Origin of the sequence: Streptomyces sp. NPDC088350 (assembly GCF_044753545.1) — a bacterium.
Taxonomy (GTDB): Bacteria; Actinomycetota; Actinomycetes; order Streptomycetales; family Streptomycetaceae; genus Streptomyces.
On the sequence record NZ_JBIVNL010000004.1, the window covers coordinates 852,770 to 874,512 of the forward strand.

A 21,743-nucleotide genomic window follows, 5' to 3' on the forward strand; every position below is an offset into this window, starting at 1 on the left:
ATGGCGCAGGAAGTGCGGGGTGTGATCGCTCCGGGGAAGGACGAGCCGGTCCGGGTGGAGACGATCGTCGTGCCCGATCCCGGTCCCGGTGAGGCCGTGGTGCAGGTGCGGGCGTGCGGGGTGTGTCATACCGATCTGCATTACAAACAGGGCGGGATCAGTGACGACTTCCCCTTCCTGCTCGGGCATGAGGCCGCGGGTGTCGTGGAGTCGGTCGGCGAGGGTGTCACCGATGTGGTCCCCGGGGATTTCGTGGTCCTCAACTGGCGTGCGGTGTGCGGGAATTGCCGGGCGTGTCTGCGCGGGCGTCCGCAGTACTGCTTCCACACCCACAATGCCACGCAGAAGATGACCCTCGCCTCGACCGGCCAGGAACTCTCCCCGGCCCTGGGTATCGGGGCGTTCGCGGAGAAGACGCTGGTGGCGGCGGGGCAGTGCACGAAGGTCGACCCGTCGGTCTCCCCGGCGGTCGCCGGACTGCTGGGCTGCGGGGTGATGGCCGGGATCGGTGCGGCGATCAACACGGGCAACGTGGGGCGCGGGGACAGTGTCGCGGTGATCGGGTGCGGCGGGGTGGGTGACGCGGCGATCGCGGGGGCGCGGCTGGCGGGGGCGGCGCGGATCATCGCCGTGGACATCGACGAGCGCAAGCTGGAGACGGCGCGGGCGATGGGTGCCACGCACACCGTCAACTCCACGACGTCCGATCCGGTGGAGGCGGTCCGGGAGCTGACCGGTGGCTTCGGCGCGGATGTCGTCATCGAGGCGGTCGGCCGTCCCGAGACCTACAAACAGGCCTTCTACGCACGGGATCTGGCGGGCACGGTCGTCCTGGTGGGTGTGCCCACCCCGGAGATGAAGCTGGAGCTCCCGCTGCTGGACGTGTTCGGGCGTGGCGGGGCGCTGAAGTCGTCGTGGTACGGGGACTGTCTGCCCTCGCGGGACTTTCCGATGCTGATCGACCTGCACCAGCAGGGGCGTCTGGATCTGGGGGCGTTCGTGACGGAGACGGTCGGGCTCGACGAGGTGGAGAAGGCGTTCGAGCGGATGCACGGCGGGGACGTGCTGCGTTCGGTGGTGGTGTTCTGATGGGCGCGCGGATCGAACACCTCGTCACGTCCGGCCAGTTCAGCCTCGACGGCGGTACCTGGGACGTCGACAACAACGTGTGGATCGTCGGCGACGACCACGAGGTGATCGTCATCGACGCCGCCCACGACGCCGACGCCATCGCGGAGGCGGTCGGCGACCGCAGGCTGACCGCGATCATCTGCACCCACGCCCACAACGACCACATCGACGCCGCACCCGAACTCGCCGACCGCACCGGCGCACCGGTCTTCCTGCACCTGGACGACCGGCTGCTGTGGAAGCACACGCATCCCGACCGGAATCCGGACGGGTACCTCTCCGACGGCCGCCGTTTCACGGTCGCCTCCACGGAACTGACCGTCCTGCACACCCCCGGGCACACGCCGGGCGGCCTGTGTCTGTACTCCGAAGAACTGGCCGCGGTGTTCACCGGCGACACCCTGTTCCACGGCGGGCCGGGGGCCACAGGACGGTCGTACTCCCACTTCCCGACGATCATCCGCTCCGTCCGCGACCGCCTGCTGACGCTGCCACCGGACACCACGGTGCATACGGGCCACGGAGACAGCACCAGCATCGGGGCCGAGGCCCCGTACCTCGGCGACTGGATCGAGCGCGGTCACTGACGAGGAGTCGGCGTGTGTTCGACGGCCCGGGTCAGCGGGTCGTGGCGCCGTGGAACAGCACGCTCACTTCGAGGCACCGCCGTTCCACGCCCGCTCGAGAAACCGCCGGGCCTGAGCGACGAGGAGACGGTCCTCCGGGGCATTGCCCCCGAACATTCCGTGCGGCGACGCCTCGAAGACGTGCAACTCGGCCGGGACATCGGCCGCCAGCAGCTTCCGGTGCATCCGGACGGTGTCCGAGAGCAGGAAGTCGCGGGTGCCGCTGAACAGGATCGTGGGCGGCCAGTCGTCGCCGATCTCCCCGAAGAGCGGCGAGATGCGCGGATCCGTGAGGTCATGGTCGCCCGTGTACAGCTTCAGGTTGTTCATGAGCCCGGCGACATCGCCGGAGGCGTCGATGACCAGGGTGTCGCCGGAGAGGGTGAGGTCGACGCAGGGCGAGTTGAGCACGGCCGCGCAGGGCATCGGCAGTCCCTCCTCCTGGAGCCGGAGGAGAAGCGCGGCGGTGAGGTTCCCGCCGGCGGACAGGCCACTGACCGCGATCGAGGCCGGATCATGGTGTTCCAGGAGGGCCCGGTAGGCGTCGAGGCAGTCGTCAAGACCCGCGGGGAAGGGGTGGTCGGGCGGCATGCGGTAGTCGACGCTCCACACGGTGACGCCGTAGGCGCCCGCGACGAATCCCGTCGCCGCTCTCGTCGCCGCGCCCCCTCCGGTCGTGAACGCCCCGCCGTGCACGCTGAGCAGGACGCGCCGGTCGTCGGGCGCGAGACCCTCTGGGGTGCCGACGTGGACGACCGCGTTCGGCAGGTCGACGGCGTGGACCTCGACCGGAACGCCCGTGGCGACGGCGCCCGTGGTCGCGAGTCCGATGGCGTCCGCCAGTTCCGGTGCCGCGGTGGCCGCGGCGACGGCACGCCATGCCTCGAGGTCGTCCGGCGCGGGGGCGGGCGGTTGCGGGTGCGCCTTCAGCATCGCCAGCCAGGCCTGGGCCTCGGCACTGAGCCCGTACTCGGTGTGTCGTTCCGTCATCGCTTCGGCACCTCTCCGGATCGCGCGACGCCACCGAGCCAGGCCAGACTCGGCTTCGGCCGCCGCTCGAACGTATCCCTGTCCACGGCGATGAGCCCGAACGTCGGCTCCCAGTGGCCCCACTCGTAGTTGTCGAGCGCGCTCCAGTGCAGGTAGCCGCGCACGTCGACGCCGTCGTCCATCGCGGCGGAGAGGTGGCGCAGGGCCTCGCCCGTGTACGCGATGCGACGGGTGTCGTCGTCGGTGGCGATGCCGTTCTCGGTCACGAGGACCGGGACACCGCCGGTGACCTGCCACGCGTGGCGCACCGCCATCCCCAGGGAGTCCGGCCGGTACGCCGTTCCGACGAGGGTGTTGTCGGGGTGGGGCGGGTGCGGCACGGGGCCGTTCCCGTCGACCTCCTGCGTGGAGTAGGCCTGGACGCCGACGAAGTCGTCCTTGCCCGCGGCCTCCAGGTAGAGGTCCTCCCGGATGTAGCGCTCCTCGACGAGTCTCGCCTCGTGCTCCGGTTTCGCGGTGAGCGCCTGGTTGGCGATCGTCCAGCCGACCTTGGCGTCGGTCCGCTCCCTGAGGATCTCGCGCGCCGCGTCGTGGGCGCGCGAGCCGGCGTCCGACCTCCGGGTCGGGAGGGGGCAGCACCATCTGTACGTCGCCTTCGACGGTCGGGCTCTGCCAGTCGGCGTCGCCCGACTCGGCGGCCTTCATCATGGTGCCCATCATCGCCAGCATGTTGGGTTCGTTGATGGTGCAGACCCACTCGACCCCTTCGAGGACGGACGTCGCCGTGGTGACGTAGCCCGCGAAGCGGTCGATCGCGCTCTCGACCATCCACGAACCCTCGTCGGCGAACCACTTCGGGGTGGAGAAGTGCTGGAGCGTCACGACGGGTGTGAGCCCGAGTCCGATCGCCGTGTCGATCATGCGGCGGTAGTGCGCGAGTTCCGCCTTCGAGAAGTGGCCGGGGATCGGTTCGATGCGCGCCCACTCGATGCCGAACCGGTAGGCGTTGAGGCCGGCGTCGGCCAGCAGCCGCATGTCCTCCTCGTAGCGGTGGTAGCTGTCGATCGCGTCCCCGCTGAGCGCCATGCCCGGTGTGACCTGCTCGCGTGCCCACCAGTCGCTGTTGACGTTGTTGCCTTCGATCTGGTGCGGAGCGGTGGCCGCGCCCCAGAGGAAGTCGGGTCGTTTGCGGTTCATGTTCTCTCTTTCCGGTCGGTCATGCCGGTCGGTCGTGGGCGTCGAGCCACTGGCTCATCGCCTGGATTCCCTGGCGGAAGCCGCGGCTGCGGGGGTGGTCGAGGAACCCGTGGAGGGCCTTCTCGACGATCAGGTAGTCGACCGCGGAGCCGGCTGCCCGCAGTTCGGCGGCGAACCGACCGCCCGAGGCGCGAAGGGTGTCCCGGTCGGCGTCCATCACGAGCGTCGGCGGCAGTCCCGCGAGATCGGCCCCGCTGGGGAAGGCTTGCGCCAACAGGCGCTCGTCGCCTACGTAGTTGAGCGCCATCCGGTCGTAGGACGCCGGTGTGAAGGCGATCCGTCCGGCCAATCCGGTCAGGCGTAAGCGCACCTCCTCGGGGAGCGGGGGCAGCGCGGGGTGGAAGCCGCCGTATGCGAGCGCGAGGCCCAACGGCCCTGCGTCCGCCGCCTGTTGGAGGGCTACGGCCGCCGTGACGGCGAGGTTGGCTCCGGCGCTCGCCCCGCCGACGAACGGCCGGCCGCGCCCCGATTCCGCCCAGTCGACGAGCACGGAGACCACGTCGTCCGGCGCGGCCGGGTAGCGGTTCTCGGACGGTTCGAGGACGAGGGGTGAGCGGGTCGTGAGGTCACGCCAGCGGAGTGCGGGGGCCAGGCGGTAGTCGACGGTGCGCACGGGGCGGCCGGTGCCGGCGATCGCCTTCGCGACGGCGTGCGACTCCTTCTGGTCGAGACCGCCGGTCATCCATCCGCCGCCGTGGATCCACACCAGTGGCACGGCGCCGTCCCGGGTGTCCTCCGGGAGATAGTCGCGGACGGGGATCGGTCCGCCTCGGCCCTTGACCGTGCTGTCACGCGCGCGTACGGCGGTGCGGTGCGGGCGAGTTGTCCTCGTGTCAGGCATCGTTGGTCTCCTTGCCCGGCCGCAGTCTTCCGTGGATGAACGCCTTGACCTCCGCACCCACCTCGGCCTCTTCCGGTGCTCCGCCGAAGAAGGCGGAGTGCGTCATGGCCTCGTGCACATGGAGGTGGGCGTCCACGCCGGCGCGGCGCAGCGCGCGGTGGAAGCGCACGGTGTCCGACAGCAGCCCGTCGCGCGTGCCGGACCCGAGGAGTGTCGGGGGAAAGCCCGAGAGATCGCCGAAGACCGGTGACAGGTAGGGGTCGCGAGGGTCCTGGCCGCGCGCGTAGTAGTCCATCAGTGTGCTCATGTGCAGGCCGATGATCGGGTCCAGGCCGTCGAGGGTGTGCCAGGTGTCGCCGTCGCGGGTGAGGTCGACCGACGGGGACCACAGCGAGACCGCGCCCGGCAATGGCAACCCCTCGTCACGTGCGCGGAGCACGGTCGCCGCCGCGAGGTTGGCGCCCGCGGACGTGCCGGTGAGGGCGATCAACTCCGGTTCCGTCTGCTTCAGTTGGGCACGGTAGACCGCGAGGCAGTCGTCGAGAGGAGCCGGATAGGGGTGGTCCGGCGCCATGCGGTAGTCGACCCCCCTCACCCGCAGTCCGAGCGTCGCCGCTTCGAGGACGGTCATCACGGCGGCCAGCTCTCCGCCGCCCTGGATCCATCCACCGCCGTGCAGCATGAGGACGACCCGCTCGTCGCTCGCGTCCCACCCGTGCGGCACGGCCTCGTGGACGGGGACGCCGCCGACATGCCCGACCGTCAGATCCACGCCGTACCCGGAGGCCATTCCCTGCGCCGAGCCGGGCGGAAGCACCGACAGTTCCTGCTCGATCTGGGCCGCGACGCTGACCCGCCAGCCTGCTTCGTCCCCCGCGTCCGGGAAGGAGGTGCGGGGCATGCCGGCCAGTTCGGCGAGCTTGCGCTGTGCCTCGGGGCTGATCGAGCGGGGAACCGGTACGCGTCGCTCGGCGAGGGTGACGTACGGGCGCTCGTTGTCGTCGGCCGGTGGCGTCATGTCCGGTTCCCCTGGAAGCCGTTGGCGGCGTTCGCGCGCGCGAGCACGTCCTCCACCATGCCCGCGGGGAGCGCCGAGCCCGTCGTACTCACGAAGCGCCCGAACGGAAGCGAGTCCAGCATCGGCGCGAAGTCGGTCTCCTCGGCGCCCGCGAACTGCTCGAACATCGCCGCGAAGACCTCGCGGAAGGCGGGCCCTGCGACGGGATCGGCCAGGATCTCCCCGATCGACGAGTCGGCTCCCAGTCGGTACCGGGCGGTCTCCCCCGCGAGTTCGACCGTGTCGGAGAGGCGGATGTCGCGGCTCGACGCGCCAGCGGCCATGCGGTATTCGCCGCCTTCGACCAGCCAGCGGTGGAGTTCCTCGTCCCAGTGCTCGAACTCCCGCTTCGGCACGGTGACGAGGACTTCGCCGGACTCGCCCGGCTCCAGGTCGACGGCTCCGAAGCCGACCAGCCACTGGGGCGCGCGGACGACCGTGGACCGGTCGCGTGACGCGTAGAGCTGGACGATCTCGCGGCCCGCCCGCTCACCGGTGTTGCGGACGGTGACGCGTACGTGGACGGTGTCGCCGTGTGCCTCGACCGTGAGCGAGTCGTACGCGAAGGTCGTGTAGGACAGGCCGTGTCCGAAGGGGAACGTGACGTCGATCGAACGGGCGTCGTACCAGCGGTAGCCCACGAGGATTCCCTCGCCGTAGCGGACGTGCATCCGCTCGCCGGGGAAGTTGGTGAAGGAGGGCGCGTCCTGGAGCCGGTCGGGGACGGTCTCCGTGAGGCGTCCGGAAGGGTTGACGATGCCGAACAGGACGTCCGCGAGGGCGCTGCCGCCGGCCTGGCCGAGCAGCGCGCCGTCGAGGACGGCCGACGGTCCGGCGACGACGGGCGCGAGCCTGACGACTCCGCCGTGGGACAGCACCACGACGGTGCGCGGCTGTACGGCGACCACCGCGTCGAGCAGGGCCAGTTGATCGGCCGGCAGCTCGATGCCGGCGCGGTCGACGCCCTCGTTCTCCTGGCTGTCGAGCAGGCCCAGGAAGACCACGGCCACGTCCGCGTCCGCCGCCGCCCGCACCGCGTCCGCGCGGAGCGCCGCCGGGTCCGCCTCCTTGCCGGACGAGAAGCCCGCGGAGTACGACACCTCGGCGTGCGGGGCGCGGGCGCGGATCTCGTCGAGGGCCACATCGACGCGGATCGCGTTCACGTGCGAGCTGCCGCCGCCCTGGTAACGCGGCCGGGCGGCGAACTCGCCGATGACTGCGAGGTGTTGGGCGGGATCGAGAGGAAGGATCTTCTGGTCGTCGCGCAGGAGGACGATCGCCCGTGAGGCGACCTCGCGGGCGAGGTCGTGATGGTCCTCCGTGTCCCACGAGGTGTCCGGGCGGCGCGCCGCTTCGGCCCGGTGGGCGACGCGGGCGACCCGGGCCGCCGCCTCCGTGACGACGGCGGGGTCGAGCCTCCCCTCGCGTACGGCGGCGACCACCTTGGCGTCGTCGAAGCCGTCGTTGCCGGGCATCTGGAGGTCGAGGCCGGCTTCGACCGCCGCGACCCGGTCGGCCACGGCACCCCAGTCGGAGACCACGGCCCCCTCGAAGCCCCACTGCTCGCGCAGCACCTCCGTGAGCAGCCATCGGTTCTGCGAGGCGTGGACACCGTTGACGCGGTTGTACGAGCACATCACCGTCCACGGCTGTGCCTCCTGAACCACCTTCTGGAAGGCGCGCAGATAGATCTCCCGCAGCGGGCGCGGATCGATGTCGGCGCTCACCCGCATCCGGTCGGTCTCCTGGTTGTTCGCCGCGAAGTGCTTGAGCGACGCGCCGACGCCCGTGCTCTGGAGACCGGACACCCAGGCGGAGCCGAGGGTTCCCGAGACAAGCGGGTCCTCCGAGAAGTACTCGAAGTTGCGTCCCGCCCGGGGATCGCGCTTGATGTTCACACCCGGCCCCAACAGGATCTGGACCCCGGCGGCCTGGCACTCGCGGCCGAGCGCCTCTCCCACACGGAACACCAGCGCGGGGTCCCAGGTCTGGCCGAGGGCCACGGCCGGCGGGAAGCAGGTCGCCGGGAGGCTCCCGGAGAGCGCCAGGTGGTCGGTGGCGCCCACCTGCTTGCGCAGTCCGTGCGGTCCGTCCGTCATCAGGATCGACGGGACCTGGTCGACCGCTCTGGTGGTCCAGAAGTCCGACCCGCTGCCGAGACCTGCTTTCTGTTCCAGGGTCAGTTCATCGAGGGCGGTGGCGATTTCGGGCATGAGTCCCCTAAGACGGATCGACGGATCAGTGGCTCGGTGGAGCAGTGGTTCGGTGGAACAGTGGAGCGAGGGAAGAGCGGCGGATCAGGGTCTGCGGACTGGCAGGACGGCAAGGGCGGCCAGGGCGACGAGCGCGAGTGCGGCCACCCAGACGAACGTGTATCCGCCGGAGAGCGACACGACCGATCCGGCGAGGGCCGGGCCGAGTGCCTGGCCCAGGTTGATGGCGAGGCCCGCCACACCGAGGTCGCGTCCGGCGGCGTTCGGGTCCGGCAGCACGTCGACTACCAGGGCCTGATCGACGGGAATGTAGATGCCGAAGGCGAACCCGGCAACGACCGCCTGGACGAACAGTGCGGTGACCGTCGGCGAGATCAGGGGAATGCCCATGGACGCGGCCATGAGTATCGAGGCGGCGAAGACGAAGGACTTCCGTCGCTTCAGCCGGTCGGAGAGCGGGCCGGCGACAAGGATCGCGACCACGGTGGCGGGCAGTGCCGTCAAGGCGAGCAGCGGCACCAGCTTGGTGGCCTCGCTCACGCTGAGGGCGGGCTTCACATAGCTCTGGAGCATGTAGAACCCGAGGGCTCCCGAGACCCCGTAGCCGAAGGTGAGCAGTATGCGGGCCGTCCAGACCCAGAAGTAGTCCCGCGTCCGCACCGCGTAGGTGAAGCCGAGCAGGAACGGCTTCCACGCGAACTTCGCCACCCGCAGATCGCGTGAGGAGCCGTCCTTGGCCCGCGTCACGAAGAGGACGACGCTGAGCACGACCAGTCCGGCGAAGACGAAGTAGCTGTTCAGACCGAGTGTCGAGAGGGCGACACCCGCGCCGACGCTGCCCAGTACGCCGCCCAGGAACGAGCCGAAACCGCCGATCGCCGACAGGCTGCCCCGCTGGGTCTCGACGACGCGGTCGGCGAGCGTCGCGCCGAGGGGGGAGACCGCCGCGTTCAGTGCCACCGAGGCGATGGCCCACAGCACCACGAGGACGGCCACGGTCGGCGCGAAGCGGACCGCGACGAGAAACGCGGCGCCGACGAGTGAGCCCAGGAGGATCCACGGGGCGCGACGGCCCATGCGGGTGCGGGTCCGGTCGGAGAAGACACCGATGAGGGGTTGCGCGACCATCGTCGCGACCAGTCCGACCGAGGTGACCAGCGCCAGGGATCCCGCCCGGCCGGCGTCGAAGTCGGCCAGGATTCCCAGCAGACGGCTCTGGTCTGGCGTCGCCGTCGCCGTTCCGGCGGCGATGGCGTTCTTGAGCGCGGTGAGCTTCTGGAGATCCGTACCGGCGTCGCGGCCCGTGAAGAACCTCGCCACCTCCAGGGTCTGGACCTGGTTGGGGAGCAGCAGCGTGCCGACTCCTCCCCAGATGCTGGAGAACGCGGCGAGCGCGACCCCGTACCACAGCGCATAGCGTCGAAGGACGCGGCCGCCCAGATACTTCGGGGAGGTGCCGGGCTCGGTCGGTGCGAGCACCTGGGCGGTCGAGGCGGGCCCAGAGGGTGACGGATCACTGTCGGACACGTCGGTGGAGGAAGTCGCTGTCATGGATTGTCCCGATCGCTCGTCACTGAACGAAGAAGTGTCTGCTGATGCCCGGGGTACACAGCTGGCCGAAAGTCGACGTCTCTGCCACTGGGGAGAAACAGTAAGCCTTACGGTTTTTTATCCGCAAGATCTCGTCGTCGAGTAATCTCGGGGCCATGACCCGCCGCTCGTACCCCAAGGGACTGGCGAAGCGTGAGGAGATCCTCGCCACCGCCCTCAAAGTGATCGCCGAACGCGGGTTCGGCGGAGCCACCCTCCGTGAGCTCGCCGAGGCGTCGAACCTCAGCATCACCGGACTCGTCCACCACTTCGGCACCAAGGAGCAGCTGCTCACCGAGGTGCTCCGCCGACGCGACGAAGTCGACGGGGAGACCTACGAGATGGAGCGGCTGCCCGAGACGTCGGCCGCGATGGTCGAGCGCCTCGCCGCCCTGGTGGACCGCAACGCCGCCGTGCCGGGACTGGTGACGCTGTACACGAACCTCTCGGCGGACGCGGCGGCCCCCGAGCACCCTTCTCACGAGTACTTCCGGGAGCGTTACGAGCAGAGCCAGGACCTCGGCCAGGACGCCCTGACTCACCTCCAGGAGCTGGGCGAACTCCCCGCCGGAGTGGATCCCGGCGACCTCGCCCAGCTGATGATCGCCGCGGTGGACGGTCTCCAGCTCCTCTGGCAGTACGACAAGAGCATCGACATGACACGCGGACTCAGGGCTCTCGGGGCCTTGCTGGCGCTCGCCAACGAGGGTGGCCGCAGCGCCGACCAGTGACCCTGGCGGCAGACCACCGAGGAGGAGACCGCCTGCGTCCGATCGGCACGCCGGTCGTCCCGCACCCTTGTGATCGAGTCACAGTGACCGGCGGTGGCCCGTCTAGGGTGTGGCCATGACGGATCGCCGTGCGCAGGTCGCCACCCTGACCGAGGTGGCCGAGGTGCTCATCGCCCGGCGACTCACGTTGCCGCAGGCCGCGTTGGCGACGATGCGGGCGGAGATCCCGGGCTACGCGGCGATCACCGACGAGGCCTTGCTGGACGACGTGGTCGCCCATGTGCGCAAGGGCAACGACGCGCTCGGCCTCAGCCTGGCCGGCGCCCGGCCCGCCACCGACGAGGACGTCGCGTTCGTCCGCCCGCACGCGGCCCGCCGGGCTCGACTCGGCGTATCACTCGTCGACTTCATGCACGGGGTGCGCATCGCCCACCGCACGATGTGGGACACGATCGCCGACTGGGCCGCGGGCAGCCCCGGGAGAGCCGACGGCGCGCTCCGGGCCGCCGGTCTGGTCATGGAGTTCTTCAACCGGGCCAGCACGGTCGCCGCGCAGGCCTATCTGGACGCGGAGCAACTGCTGGCGGTGGAGGGCGACCGGGTACGCCGGGACCTGCTCGAAGACCTGCTGGCGGGCCGTGAGCCCGCACCGGGCCCACGCCTCGGCGCGGCGACGAAGGCCGGGCTCGGCCCCGACACGCCCTGCGCCGTGGTCACCGCCGTGCCGGTCGCCCCGCTCTCCGACGAGTACGGACTCCGCTCCGCCGCGGCACACCTGGCAAGGGCGGTCGGCGAACCGGCCCGGCTCCTGACGGTCCTGCGGCAGAACGAGATCGTGATCGTGCGCGCGCTCCGCGACACCGCCGGCGAGCTGCCCGTAGAGCCTCTGAGGTCCGCCTGGCGGGTCCTCGCCGAGCAGGGGGTACCGCTGGCGATCGGGATCAGCACCCGCCACGCCGGCGTCGCCGACCTCGCCACGGCCTACCGCGAAGCCGTCACGCTGATGGGCACGCTGTCCCGGAACGGAGGTGTCGCCGCTCTGTCCGAGCTGAGCGTCCTCGACTATCTGACGCTGCGCGCGGACGAGACCGTCGCGCGCATCGTCCCCACCCGCATGCGGGAGTTCGTGACCGAGGACGTGCGTGCCGGAGGCTCGCTCATCAGGACCGTGCGGTGCTTCGCGAGCAACGACCTGAACGTGAAGGCCGCGGCCCGGGAACTGGGGATCCACATCAACACCGCGCACCACCGGCTGGCCCGCGTCGAGGAGCGCGCGGGATGCCGGCTCCGCCGACTCGGCGATCTCCAGGAGCTGTTGATCGCGATCAGGCTCTTCTCCGGCGGCGGCCCGGCCCTGTGATCCGATCACAACGGAAGGCACCCATCGTTGGGTGCCCCACCCGATGACCCGTGGCACCCGGGCTCCCTAGCCTTTCCGTCGTCGCACCCGCGCACCGACGGACGGGAACCGCACGAGATGACCGATCGCACCCCACAGCCCGCGTCCGTGTGCGAGGCGTTCCAGCGCACGGCGGCCGTCGATCCGGACGCGATCGCACTGCGCACCGTGGGCGGCACCCACACCGTCAGCTGGCGTGAACTCGCCGACCAGGTATGGGTGTTGGCAGCCGGACTGGCCGGTCTGGGGATCCGGCACGGGGACACGGTCGCGCTGATGATGTCCAACCGGACGGAGTTCTATCCGCTGGACCTCGCGGTCCAGCATCTGGGTGCCACGCCCTTCTCCGTGTACAACACCCTCGCGCCGCCCCAACTCGCGCATGTCCTGCGGAACTCGGGAAGCAGGACAGTGGTGTGCGAGGCACGGTATGTGGACACCGTCCGCGCCTGCGGTGTGTCCGTCGAGCACGTCGTCGTGGTGGACGACGACCCGGCCGGCACGAACGGGGACGTGCTCACCCTGGACCACGTGCGCCAACAGGGCCTGGCCGCCGACCGGTTCGACTTCGACGCGACCTGGCGGTCCGTGCGACCCGACGACGTACTGACCCTGATCTACACGTCGGGGACGACCGGTACCCCGAAGGGCGTCGAGCTCACCCACGCCAACGTGCTCGCCCAGGCGTCGGGAGTGACACAGGTGCTGGACTTCCGGTTCGGCGACCGGATCACCTCCTACCTGCCGTCGGCGCACATCGCCGACCGTTTCACCTGCCTGTACGCACTGGCCCTCTTCGGTGTGCAGGTCACCGTGGTCCCCGACCTCACGCGCATCGCCCAGGCACTGCTGGACTGCCGGCCGACGATCTGGGTGGCGGTGCCGAGAATCTGGAACAAGCTCAAACTGGCGGTGGAGCACGCCGTCGCGGGCGAGGGCGACGAGGCACGCCGCAGGGCACTCGCGCAGGCGATCGCCACGGGGGCCCGGCGCACCCGCCTGGTCCAGGCGGGCCAACCGGTCGGGCCGGAACTCGCCGCCGCGTACGCCTCGGCCGACACCGCGGTGCTGTCGGGCCTGCGCGGGCGTCTGGGACTCGAACAGGTGCGGTGGGCCGCCTCCGGAGCGGCGCCCACACCGCCCGCGACCCTGGAGTTCTTCGCCTCTCTCGGCATCCCGATCTGCGAGGGCTGGGGCATGTCCGAGCTCAGCTGTTTCGTCGCCGTCAGCGCGCCTCCGCAGGCCCGGTTCGGCACGGTCGGCAGACTGCTGCCGGGTCTGGAAGGGCGTTGTGCCGACGACGGCGAGTACCTCGTGCGCGGGCCCTCGCTGATGAAGGGATACCGCGACGATCCGGAGCGGACCCGCGAAGCGGTGGACGAGGACGGCTGGTGCCACACGGGCGATGTCGTCATGGCGGACGCGGACGGATACCTGACGATCGTCGACCGCAAGAAGGACCTCATCATCAACGAGGCGGGCAAGAACATCTCGCCGGTCGGTGTGGAGATCGCCCTGACCACCGCCTCGCCGCTCATCGGTACGGCGGTGGCGATCGGCGACAACCGCCCGTACGTCACCGCGCTGCTGGTCCTCGACCCCCAGGCCGCGACCGCCTTCGCCGCCGAGCACGCCCTGGATCCGGATCCGAGCAAGCTGGCCGGCTCGACCCCGCTGATCGACGCCCTCGCGACCGCCGTGGCCCTGGGCAACCGCCAACTGTCCCGTGTGGAGCAGGTCAAGCGGTTCAAGGTCGTACCCGCGTACTGGCAGGGCGACGGCGACGAACTCACCGCCACCTTGAAACTCAGGCGGCGGAAGGTCGCCGAGAAGTACGCGACCGACATCGCGGCCCTGTACGCCGACCCGCCCGCCGCCGACGTCCGACAACCGGTCGACCGGCCAACGAGTCGATCGGCCGGCTGACCGACCCCACGAAGCACCCGGAATCGATCTCGCACTCGAACGGGAGGCAAAAGTGATCAAGCGGAAACCCCTGACCAACGCGGCCGGAACAGGCCCCCCACCGACCCGGCGCGGATCCCGCAGAGCCGGCAGAGCCCACGGACGATGGCTCGGCGTCCTCACCGTACTGATCCTCACAACGGGGACCGGCACACTCCCGCGTCAGGAATCCGCGGCGGCCACCGTCACGGAATCCAACCGTCCGGTCCGCAGCTGCGAAAGCCTCACCCAGGTGACCTTCACGGACGGCACCAGGGTCACCGGCGCGACGCAGACCGACGCGACTCCCCCGCTCTGCGAGGTCACCCTGGTGGTCCCCGAGAGCACCGGCATCGTGATGGCACTCCCGGTGGACAACTGGAACGGCCGTTTCCACGGCACGGGCGCCGGCGGCTACGGCGGCTGGCTCGCCCCCGCGCAGGTGGACGGCCCGGCACAGGCCGGATACGCGAGCGCGGGCACCGACGGCGGGCACTCCGGCTCGCCCCTGGACGGCTCGTGGGCGTGGTCCCCGACCGGGATGAACACATCGCTGCTCAAGGACTTCGCCTACCGGTCGGCCCACGAGATGACGGTCAAGGGCAAGGCGATCACCACCGCCTACTACGGACGACCGCCCGGCTACTCCTACTGGGACAGCTGCTCCGGCGGCGGACGGATGGGGCTCATGGAGGCCCAGCGCTACCCCGACGACTACGACGGAATCCTGGCCTCGTCCCCGGCACTGAACGGCGACCGCTTCGTACCCGCCGGAATGTGGCCGCAGGTCGTGATGCACGAAGCGGGCGACTTCGTACCGCAGTGCAAGTTCGAGGCCTTCACCCGAGCGGCCGTCGCGGCCTGCGACGCCCACGACGGTGTGACCGACGGGGTCATCGATCCGCTCACCTGCGCCTTCGACCCGGCGAGTCTCGTGGGCCGGCAGACGGCCTGCGGCGTCATCACGGCCAAGGACGCCACCGTGATGCGGCGGATCTGGGACGGCCCGCGCCGCCCGGACGGCACACGGCTCTGGTACGGCATCCCGCGAGGAGCCCCCCTGAGCGCCTACGCCAACACCTCCGACACCGACGGGCTGCCGAACCCGCTGCCCGGCGACTGGTTCAAGTACTGGCTCGCCAAGGACCCCACCTGGGACTGGCACACCCTGACCGTCGCCAACTTCGCCACCTACTTCGAGCAGTCCCGTCGCGAGTACGGCGATCTCCTCGGCACCGACGACCCCGACCTGAGCGCCTTCCGCGACAGCAACGGGAAGATGATCATCTGGCACGGCTGGGCGGACCAGGTGGTCATGCCGCAGGGAACCGTCGACTACTACAAGCGGCTGCTCGCCACCATGGGCGGCAAGGCGAGGACCGAGCGCTTCGCCCGCCTCTTCATGGCGCCCGGTGTGCAGCACTGCGTCGGCGGTCCGGGCGCCTACCCGGTCGACCCGCTGACGGATCTCGTGCGGTGGGTCGAGCACGGCCGGGCCCCCGACACCCTCTACGCGAAGAACGGGGACATGACCCGCCCCCTGTGCCGCTGGCCCGCCGTGGCCCGCTACACCGGACACGGAAGCACCGACGACAGCGCCGACTTCCGCTGTACGAACACGTGACGCACGTCCCCTGACGTGGCTGCCGGGCAGTGTCCCGTCGGATTGGCCCCTTGACAGAAGGGGACGACACACTGCCGCCAGGTCACGTCAGGGGCCGCACGGGCAGGCCGGTGAGTTCCGCCGACCGCTCCCACAGCTGCCGGGCCAGCCGCGCATCGCGGGCCTGCTCGTTCTTGGGCTCCTCACGGGTGAGCCGGTGGAAGTAGGCGCCGTTGACCGACTGCGGGTCGACGCCCGCCAGGTGCAGCAGCGGTTCGGCGCCCTGCTCGGGCGAGAGGAGCAGGGCCTTGCCCAGCCAGGACTTCATGACCGTACGTTGGAACGCGTTCTCCCGGGCGACCTCGGTGGCGACGCTTCCGGGGTGGAAGGCCGAGGTGGTGAGGGTCGTGCCCCGCGTCCGGTCCGCGAGTTCGCGGGTGAAGAGGATCGTGGCGATCTTCGAGGCGCCGTACGCAGGCATCTTTTGATAGCGGATCCCCGTGCCGTCCAGGTCGTCCAGGTCCAGATGTGCCTTGCGGTACTGCGAACTGCCGGTATTGATCACCCGCGCTTCCGGGGACTCGGCCATGCGGTCCAGGAGGAGGTTCGTCAGAAGGAACGGTGCCAGGTGGTTGACCTGCATGGTCATCTCGTGGCCGTCCGCACTGGTCCGGCGGTCCTCGAACATGGCACCCGCGTTGTTGGCCAGGATGTCGATCCGCTCGTAGGTGGCCAGCAGGTCGTCGGCGAGCGCGCGCACGGAGTCCAGTGAACCGAAGTCCGCCAGGTGCGCCTTCCCGCCGACCCGGGCGGCGACGGAGGCGGTCTTCTCCGCGGACCTGCCCACCACCGCCACCGCGGCACCCCGTTCGGCGAACAGGCGGGCCGCCGCGGCACCGATCCCCGCGCTGGCCCCGGTGACCACCACCGTCCTGCCTCGAAAATCCCGCACCGTACCGTCCATGACGATCCTCGCTCTCCTGCTCACAGCGCATCGCGGCCGACCGCCCCAGGTCTTCCTGGCGTCAGCAAAGCGATACGCGACTATCACTTATGCCTTCCGAGTGAACCCCACCGCTTAGTGATAGTCAACTATCGGCTGATACCGTTCAGGCATGTCCACCGACGCCTCACGCCGCCTGCGCGCCGACGCCGCGCGCAACTCCGAGAGGATCCTGCGGGCCGCGCGGGAGGTCTACGCCGAGACCGGCCCCGACGCGATGCTCGACGACATCGCGCGCCGCGCGGGGGTGGGCATCGCCACGCTGTACCGGCGCTTCCCCAACAAGGAGGCACTCGTCCGGGCAGCCCTCGAACAGAGCATGACCGAGCGGCTCTCCCCCGCCATGGAGCGGGCGCTCGGCGCGGAGGATCCCAAGCAGGGCCTGGTCACCCTGCTGGAGGCGACCCTCGCCATGGTGGCCCGCGATCGCAACCTCCTCGCCGCCGCCGACAACTCCGGCGCTCTCACCGCCGAGATGACCGCCCCGTTCCTCGACTCCCTGGCGCTGCTCGTCGAGCGCGGACAGCGGGCCGGCGCCATCCGCGCCGACCTCGTCCCCGACGACATGCAATGCGTCCTGGGCATGCTCGTCAGTGTCCTGTGGAACACGGACCCGGCGACCGAGAGCTGGCGGCGCTACGTCGTGCTCGTCCTGGACGGCCTCTCCCCCGTCGGCGCGAGCCCGCTGCCCGCCGCCGCCCCGAAGCCGGAGTGCCGCACCGGAGGCACCGGTCACCCCGCGCCCGGCGGTTTCGGCCACGAGGAGGTCCGCCCCCGGCCCTGACGCCCCCAGTCCGGAAGTCGCGAAACGCTTGCGCTCCGCGGCCACCGTGGTCTCTAATTTCTATGGTCAGTAGATTTTAGAGAGGCAGGACGTCTGCCACGCCATGACCACCGTCGCGAACGAACACCCCAACATCCTCTGGATCGTCAGCGAGGACTGCCCGCCGCGCTTCGGCTGCTACGGCGACCCGCTGGCCCGCACGCCCCACCTGGACTCCCTCGCCGGGCGCGGCACCCTCTTCGAGCGCGCCTACAGCCCGGCGCCGGTCTGCGCGCCGTCACGGTTCTCCCTGATCACCGGGATCCCCTCGGAGAGCCACGCACCCGCGAACGAGATGCGGGCCGTGGCCCCGCTGCCCGCCTGGATGCGCACCTATCCCGAGATACTGCGTGAAGCCGGGTACTACTGCACCAACAACAGCAAGACCGACTACAACGCGGCCCTCGACGAGCACACGATCTGGAACGCGTGCTCACCCTCGGCACACTGGCGCGACCGCCCCGAGGGCATGCCCTTCCTCGCGGTCTTCAACTACGACCCGACGCACGAGAGCGCCGTCTTCTCCCGGCGCGAAAGCGACGTCGACCCGAAGCGGGTCCGCCTGCCCGCCTACCTCCCGGACACCCCCGCCCTCCGCGAGGACTACGCCCGCTACTACGGCTGTATCGCCGACATGGACACATATGTCGGCACGCTCCTGGCCCAGTTGGACGAGGACGGACTGACCGAGGACACCGTCGTCATCCACGCCTCCGACCACGGCGGGGTCAACCCCCGCTCCAAACGCCACTGTTACGACGAAGGGCTGCACGTTCCGCTGATCGTCGCGGCTCCGCGGAAGTACGCCGGCCTGTTTCCGGAGCCGGGGACCAGAGTCACGGCAGCGGTGTCCACCCTGCGCGTCACGCCCACCCTGATCGAGCTGGCGGGGGCGGAGGTGCCCGACCGGATGTCCGAAACCAGCCTCCTACGGGGCGACTTCGACCCGGGCTCCTCGCTCGCCTTCGGTATGCGAGGCCGGATGGACGAACGCGTCGACATGGTCCGCACCGTCCGGGACGCGCGCTTCCGCTACCTCCGCAACTTCATGCCCCACCTGCCGTGCGGCCAGCACCAGGCCTTCGGCTGGCTGGCGGCCGGGTACCGGTCCTGGGAGGAGGAGTACCGGGCGGGCCGCCTCGACGAGACGCGGTCCGCCTTCTGGAAGCCGCGCCCGGTCGTCGAGTTGTACGACACGGTGGCCGACCCCGACCAGGTGCGCAACCTCGCGGGCGATCCCGCGTACGCCGCGACGGAGGAGCGGCTGTGGCGCGCGCTGCGCGCTCACATGGCCGAGGTGCACGACAACGGATTCCTGCCCGAGGGCGCTCCGGCGGCGGGCTACGACGCCAGCCGGGCCGAGGGGGCGTACCCGCTGGAACGGCTGCTGGACCTGACCGACGCTCTCGCGCTGCCCGACGACATCGCCGTACCGCGCTTCGTCAAGGCGCTCGGCGACGTCGACTTCACCATGCGACGGTGGGCCGCCATCGGACTGCTGGCCCGCGGACTCGGCGCACGCCCCGCCCTCGACGCGCTCAACGCCTCGGCGCGCAGCGAGAGTTGCCCCCATGTACTCGTGCCGGTCTGCGAGAGCCTGGCGCATCTCACGCGGGACCGGGCGGCGGTGGCCAGGCTGGCCGAACTCGCCGGTGAGGACCGGCCGGCCCCGGTGGCTCTCGCCGCCGTCAACGCACTGACCAGGATCGATCTCCAACTGGTGCGCCCGCACCGGGAAGTCGTGGAATCGGCCGCGATCAGCGACGACGAGTACATCCGCTCCGCCGGGCGTTATCTGCTCCTGCTGCTGAACGGCACCTACACGCCCTCGTCCCAAGTCCTCGACTGGGCCCACCTGGTGGCCAAAGTGTCCGGCGCGGCGGGCGTCCGCCCCTCCGCCGCTCGAACGAAAGGCGCGTGACATGCCAGCTGCCACATCGACTCCCGACGACGTCCAACGCCTGCTCTCCCGGCTCACGTTGGAGCAGAAGGTCGCCCAGCTCGGCGGTCTGATCGCCCCCGAGGTGTTCGCGCAACCGCAGGACGGCACGGGAGGCGGTCCCGTGGTCGACCCGGACCGTCTTCGGGAACTGCGTCCGCACGGCGTCGGGCATCTCTCCCTGGCGTGGTTCCTCGGCGAGGACGCCGACGGCCTGCGCGGTCAACTGGCGGCGATCCAGGCCGTCGTACGCGAGGTGTCCCCGTTCGGGATCGGTGCCCTGGTCCACAACGAGGGCATCAACGGGTTTCTGCACGCCTCCGGTTCGCAGTTCCCCACCTCGTGGGCGCAGGCGGCGACCTGGGATCCCGAACTCGCCGGGCGGGCCGCGGCGGTCACCTCGACGCACATGCGCGACACCGGCGTCCAGCTGCTGTTCTCGCCGGTCATGGACATCAACCGCGACCCGCGCTGGGGCCGGGTCCACGAAACGTACGGCGAGGACCCGGAGTTGGCCGCGCGGATGTCCGTCGCGTTCGTGCGGGGCATCCAGGGCGCGGCGCAGGAGAACGGCGTACTCGCCACCGGCAAGCACTTCCTGGGGTACGGCGCCTCGGAGGGCGCACTGAACCAGGCCGTCACCCCACTCGGGCGCCGGGCGCTGGTCGACGAGTACGCGGAGCCGTTCCGCCGGGCGATCGCCGAGGCGGGACTGGCGTTGATGATGAACGCGTACAACGAGATCGACGGCATCCCCGCGACCGCCAGCCGCTGGCTGCTCACCGAGTTCCTGCGCGACACGCTCGGGTTCGACGGCCTGGTGGTCAGCGACTACGACTCGGTCAACCTGCTGCGCACCGCGCACCGCACCGCGCGCACGGAGGGCGAGGCGGCGGTGCAGGCGCTGTCCGCCGGCCTGGACGTGGAACTCCCGGGCAGTCCCAACTACGCCCACCTGGTGGACGAGGTCACGGCCGGGCGTCTCGACGAGCGGGTCGTCGACGTGGCCGTGGCCCGCGTGCTCGCCGTGAAGGCCAGGACCGGGCTGATCCCCGGCGTCGGTCAGCGGCCCGCACCGGCGACGCCTCCGGACCGCGCGGAGGCAGCCGAGGTCCGGCGCGCGATCGCGGAACGCGCCCTGGTCCTGCTCCAGAACGACGGCACGCTCCCCCTGTCCCCCGGCGAGCGCCGCGTCCTGGTGGTCGGCCCCGCCGCCGACGAGTTGCGGATCCACTTCGGCGCCTACACGTCGGTGTCGAGTGCCGAAATGCCCCTGGGTATGCGGGCGGTGATGGAGGGCAGGGTTCCCGGGATCGACCCGGCGACCTTCGTGTTCACCGACATCTTCCAGCCGCGCATGCCCGGCATGGATCCCACCTTCGAGAGTGCGGCCAGGAAACTCCACCCCGAGGCCTCCACCGTGCTCGACGCCCTGCGCGAGCTGGACGCGAAGATCGAGTTCGCGCAGCTGGGCCGCTTCGAGCGCGACGCCGAGGACCCTCTCGACGCGTCCCTCGTCGAGGCCGCCGTGGCCGACGCCGACGTGGTCGTCGCGGTGGTCGGCGAACGTACGGGCTGGGTCGGCAACAACACGGCGGGCGAAGGCCAGTCGACGGCTTCACCGTCACTGCCCGGGGATCAGGAGGAACTTCTCGAACTCATCGCGGCCACGGGCAAGTCGACGGTGACCGTGGTCGTCTCGGGGCGCCCGCTGCTGCTGGAGAGGGCGGCCCGGCTGTCCCACTCCGTGCTCCTCGCGCCGCTGCTCGGCGAGGAGGCGGGCCCCGCGATCGCACGCGCGCTGTTCGGCCTGGTCAACCCGAGTGGCAAGCTGCCCAGCACCTTTCCCCGTCATCTGGGCCAACTCCCGCTCTACCACGGCCACCACCACGGGAGCGGCTACGGCCACCCGACGGGAACCCGCCACGGATACGGCGACCTCGCCCACCAGGGACCCCTCTACGCCTTCGGCCACGGGCTGTCGTACACGGCCTTCGAGGTCACGCCCGACGAACGCGAGGGCCGCCCGGCGGTCGAGCTGAGCGACGGTGTGGTGCGTGCCCGGCTCACGGTGTCCAACACCGGTGCCGTGGACGGGGAGACGGTCGTGCAGCTGTACGCGCGCGACGAGTTCGCGTCCGTCGTACGGCCGGTGCGGCAGCTGATCGCGTTCGCCCGCGTCGGTCTCGCCGCCGGGGAGAGCCGGAGTGTCGTGCTCGAAGCCCCGGTCGAGCGGCTGCACTACACCATGGCCGACGGCCGCCGCGGCATCGAGCCGGGCGAGGTCACCGTACTGGCCGGGCTCGGCAGCGACGCGCTCACCCGCACCGGGACGGTCACGGTCGACGGGTCGTCCACAACAGCCCCGCGCCTACGGTGAGTCAGTGCCGATGCGGGGTGAAGTACGGTTTTGCGAGTGACCAGTCAGCGAAAGCCACGCGGCCCCTACCGCAAGAGCGCGGAGCGCCGGGAACAGATCCTCCAGGCCGCCTACGAGGCCGTCGACGAGCACGGGGAGCGGGCCTCGCTCCAGGACATCGCCGACCGGGTCGGGGTCACCCAGCCGGCGCTGACCTACTACTTCCCCACCCGCGAC

The 21,743-nt window shown here is 70.7% G+C and carries 16 protein-coding genes and 1 pseudogene; 10 read left to right on the forward strand and 7 right to left on the reverse strand.

All coding sequences use genetic code 11. The features are described from left to right. Together ACIQBL_RS17735 and ACIQBL_RS17740 are read left to right on the forward strand one after the other, a co-directional pair. A complete protein-coding gene (locus tag ACIQBL_RS17735) occupies positions 1 to 1,089 on the forward strand; it encodes an S-(hydroxymethyl)mycothiol dehydrogenase (RefSeq protein WP_401942449.1) in 1,089 nt (362 codons plus the stop codon). After that, entirely contained in the window at positions 1,089 to 1,718 is a 630-nt protein-coding gene (locus ACIQBL_RS17740; protein WP_401942452.1) for an MBL fold metallo-hydrolase, read from the forward strand. Before ACIQBL_RS17735 ends, ACIQBL_RS17740 begins: the two co-directional genes overlap by 1 nt. A 63-nt stretch (positions 1,719 to 1,781) precedes the next feature. On the opposite strand, the gene ACIQBL_RS17745 is transcribed toward ACIQBL_RS17740, so the two are convergent. From ACIQBL_RS17745 to ACIQBL_RS17770, 6 genes and pseudogenes are all read right to left on the reverse strand, one after another. Further along, positions 1,782 to 2,747 (reverse strand): alpha/beta hydrolase, encoded by a 966-nt coding sequence (locus tag ACIQBL_RS17745; protein ID WP_401942455.1) that lies wholly within the window; start codon positions 2,745 to 2,747, stop codon positions 1,782 to 1,784. Next, positions 2,744 to 3,944: pseudogene (locus ACIQBL_RS17750) on the reverse strand (family 1 glycosylhydrolase). Before ACIQBL_RS17750 ends, ACIQBL_RS17745 begins: the two are co-directional and overlap by 4 nt. Before the next feature lie 19 nt (positions 3,945 to 3,963). After that, positions 3,964 to 4,845: an alpha/beta hydrolase fold domain-containing protein gene (locus tag ACIQBL_RS17755; RefSeq protein ID WP_401942458.1), complete on the reverse strand. Its 882-nt coding sequence runs from the start codon at positions 4,843 to 4,845 to the stop codon at positions 3,964 to 3,966. Continuing rightward, a complete protein-coding gene (locus ACIQBL_RS17760) occupies positions 4,838 to 5,863 on the reverse strand; it encodes an alpha/beta hydrolase (RefSeq protein ID WP_401942460.1) in 1,026 nt (341 codons plus the stop codon). Before ACIQBL_RS17760 ends, ACIQBL_RS17755 begins: the two co-directional genes overlap by 8 nt. Beyond that, positions 5,860 to 8,115: a glycoside hydrolase family 3 C-terminal domain-containing protein gene (locus tag ACIQBL_RS17765; protein ID WP_401942462.1), complete on the reverse strand. Its 2,256-nt coding sequence runs from the start codon at positions 8,113 to 8,115 to the stop codon at positions 5,860 to 5,862. The genes ACIQBL_RS17760 and ACIQBL_RS17765 overlap by 4 nt, the downstream gene beginning before the upstream one ends. 84 nt (positions 8,116 to 8,199) lie before the next feature. Beyond that, on the reverse strand, positions 8,200 to 9,666 hold the full coding sequence (locus ACIQBL_RS17770; RefSeq protein WP_401942464.1) for an MFS transporter: 1,467 nt from the start codon (positions 9,664 to 9,666) through the stop codon (positions 8,200 to 8,202). A 155-nt stretch (positions 9,667 to 9,821) separates the two neighbouring features. Here ACIQBL_RS17770 and ACIQBL_RS17775 point away from each other — a divergent pair, with 155 nt between their 5' ends. The 4 genes from ACIQBL_RS17775 (at position 9,822) to ACIQBL_RS17790 (ending at position 15,403) form a co-directional block, all read left to right on the forward strand. Next, on the forward strand, positions 9,822 to 10,436 hold the full coding sequence (locus ACIQBL_RS17775; RefSeq protein ID WP_401942466.1) for a TetR/AcrR family transcriptional regulator: 615 nt from the start codon (positions 9,822 to 9,824) through the stop codon (positions 10,434 to 10,436). A gap of 115 nt (positions 10,437 to 10,551) precedes the next feature. After that, the gene (locus ACIQBL_RS17780) at positions 10,552 to 11,796 is read left to right on the forward strand and encodes a PucR family transcriptional regulator (RefSeq protein ID WP_401942468.1); all 1,245 of its coding nucleotides are present in this window, start codon (positions 10,552 to 10,554) and stop codon (positions 11,794 to 11,796) included. 117 nt (positions 11,797 to 11,913) lie between these two features. Next, positions 11,914 to 13,761 (forward strand): AMP-binding protein, encoded by a 1,848-nt coding sequence (locus tag ACIQBL_RS17785; RefSeq protein ID WP_401942469.1) that lies wholly within the window; start codon positions 11,914 to 11,916, stop codon positions 13,759 to 13,761. A gap of 271 nt (positions 13,762 to 14,032) precedes the next feature. Continuing rightward, on the forward strand, positions 14,033 to 15,403 hold the full coding sequence (locus ACIQBL_RS17790; RefSeq protein ID WP_401942472.1) for a tannase/feruloyl esterase family alpha/beta hydrolase: 1,371 nt from the start codon (positions 14,033 to 14,035) through the stop codon (positions 15,401 to 15,403). An 82-nt stretch (positions 15,404 to 15,485) separates the two neighbouring features. On the opposite strand, the gene ACIQBL_RS17795 is transcribed toward ACIQBL_RS17790, so the two are convergent. Continuing rightward, positions 15,486 to 16,346 carry an SDR family NAD(P)-dependent oxidoreductase gene (locus ACIQBL_RS17795; RefSeq protein WP_401942474.1) on the reverse strand — a complete coding sequence of 287 codons (861 nt, stop codon included), beginning with the start codon at positions 16,344 to 16,346 and terminating at the stop codon, positions 15,486 to 15,488. A 151-nt stretch (positions 16,347 to 16,497) separates the two neighbouring features. Between ACIQBL_RS17795 and ACIQBL_RS17800 the strand changes: the two genes are divergently transcribed. From ACIQBL_RS17800 to ACIQBL_RS17815, 4 genes are all read left to right on the forward strand, one after another. Then, the gene (locus tag ACIQBL_RS17800; RefSeq protein WP_401942476.1) at positions 16,498 to 17,169 is read left to right on the forward strand and encodes a TetR/AcrR family transcriptional regulator; all 672 of its coding nucleotides are present in this window, start codon (positions 16,498 to 16,500) and stop codon (positions 17,167 to 17,169) included. Between the two features lie 103 nt (positions 17,170 to 17,272). Then, entirely contained in the window at positions 17,273 to 19,129 is a 1,857-nt protein-coding gene (locus ACIQBL_RS17805; protein WP_401942478.1) for a sulfatase-like hydrolase/transferase, read from the forward strand. 1 nt (position 19,130) lies between these two features. Next, positions 19,131 to 21,527, forward strand: a complete 2,397-nt coding sequence (locus tag ACIQBL_RS17810; protein WP_401942481.1) for a glycoside hydrolase family 3 N-terminal domain-containing protein — start codon at positions 19,131 to 19,133, stop codon at positions 21,525 to 21,527. A gap of 36 nt (positions 21,528 to 21,563) precedes the next feature. Beyond that, a partial coding sequence (locus ACIQBL_RS17815; protein WP_401942482.1) for a TetR/AcrR family transcriptional regulator occupies positions 21,564 to 21,743 on the forward strand: 180 nt, incomplete at its 3' end.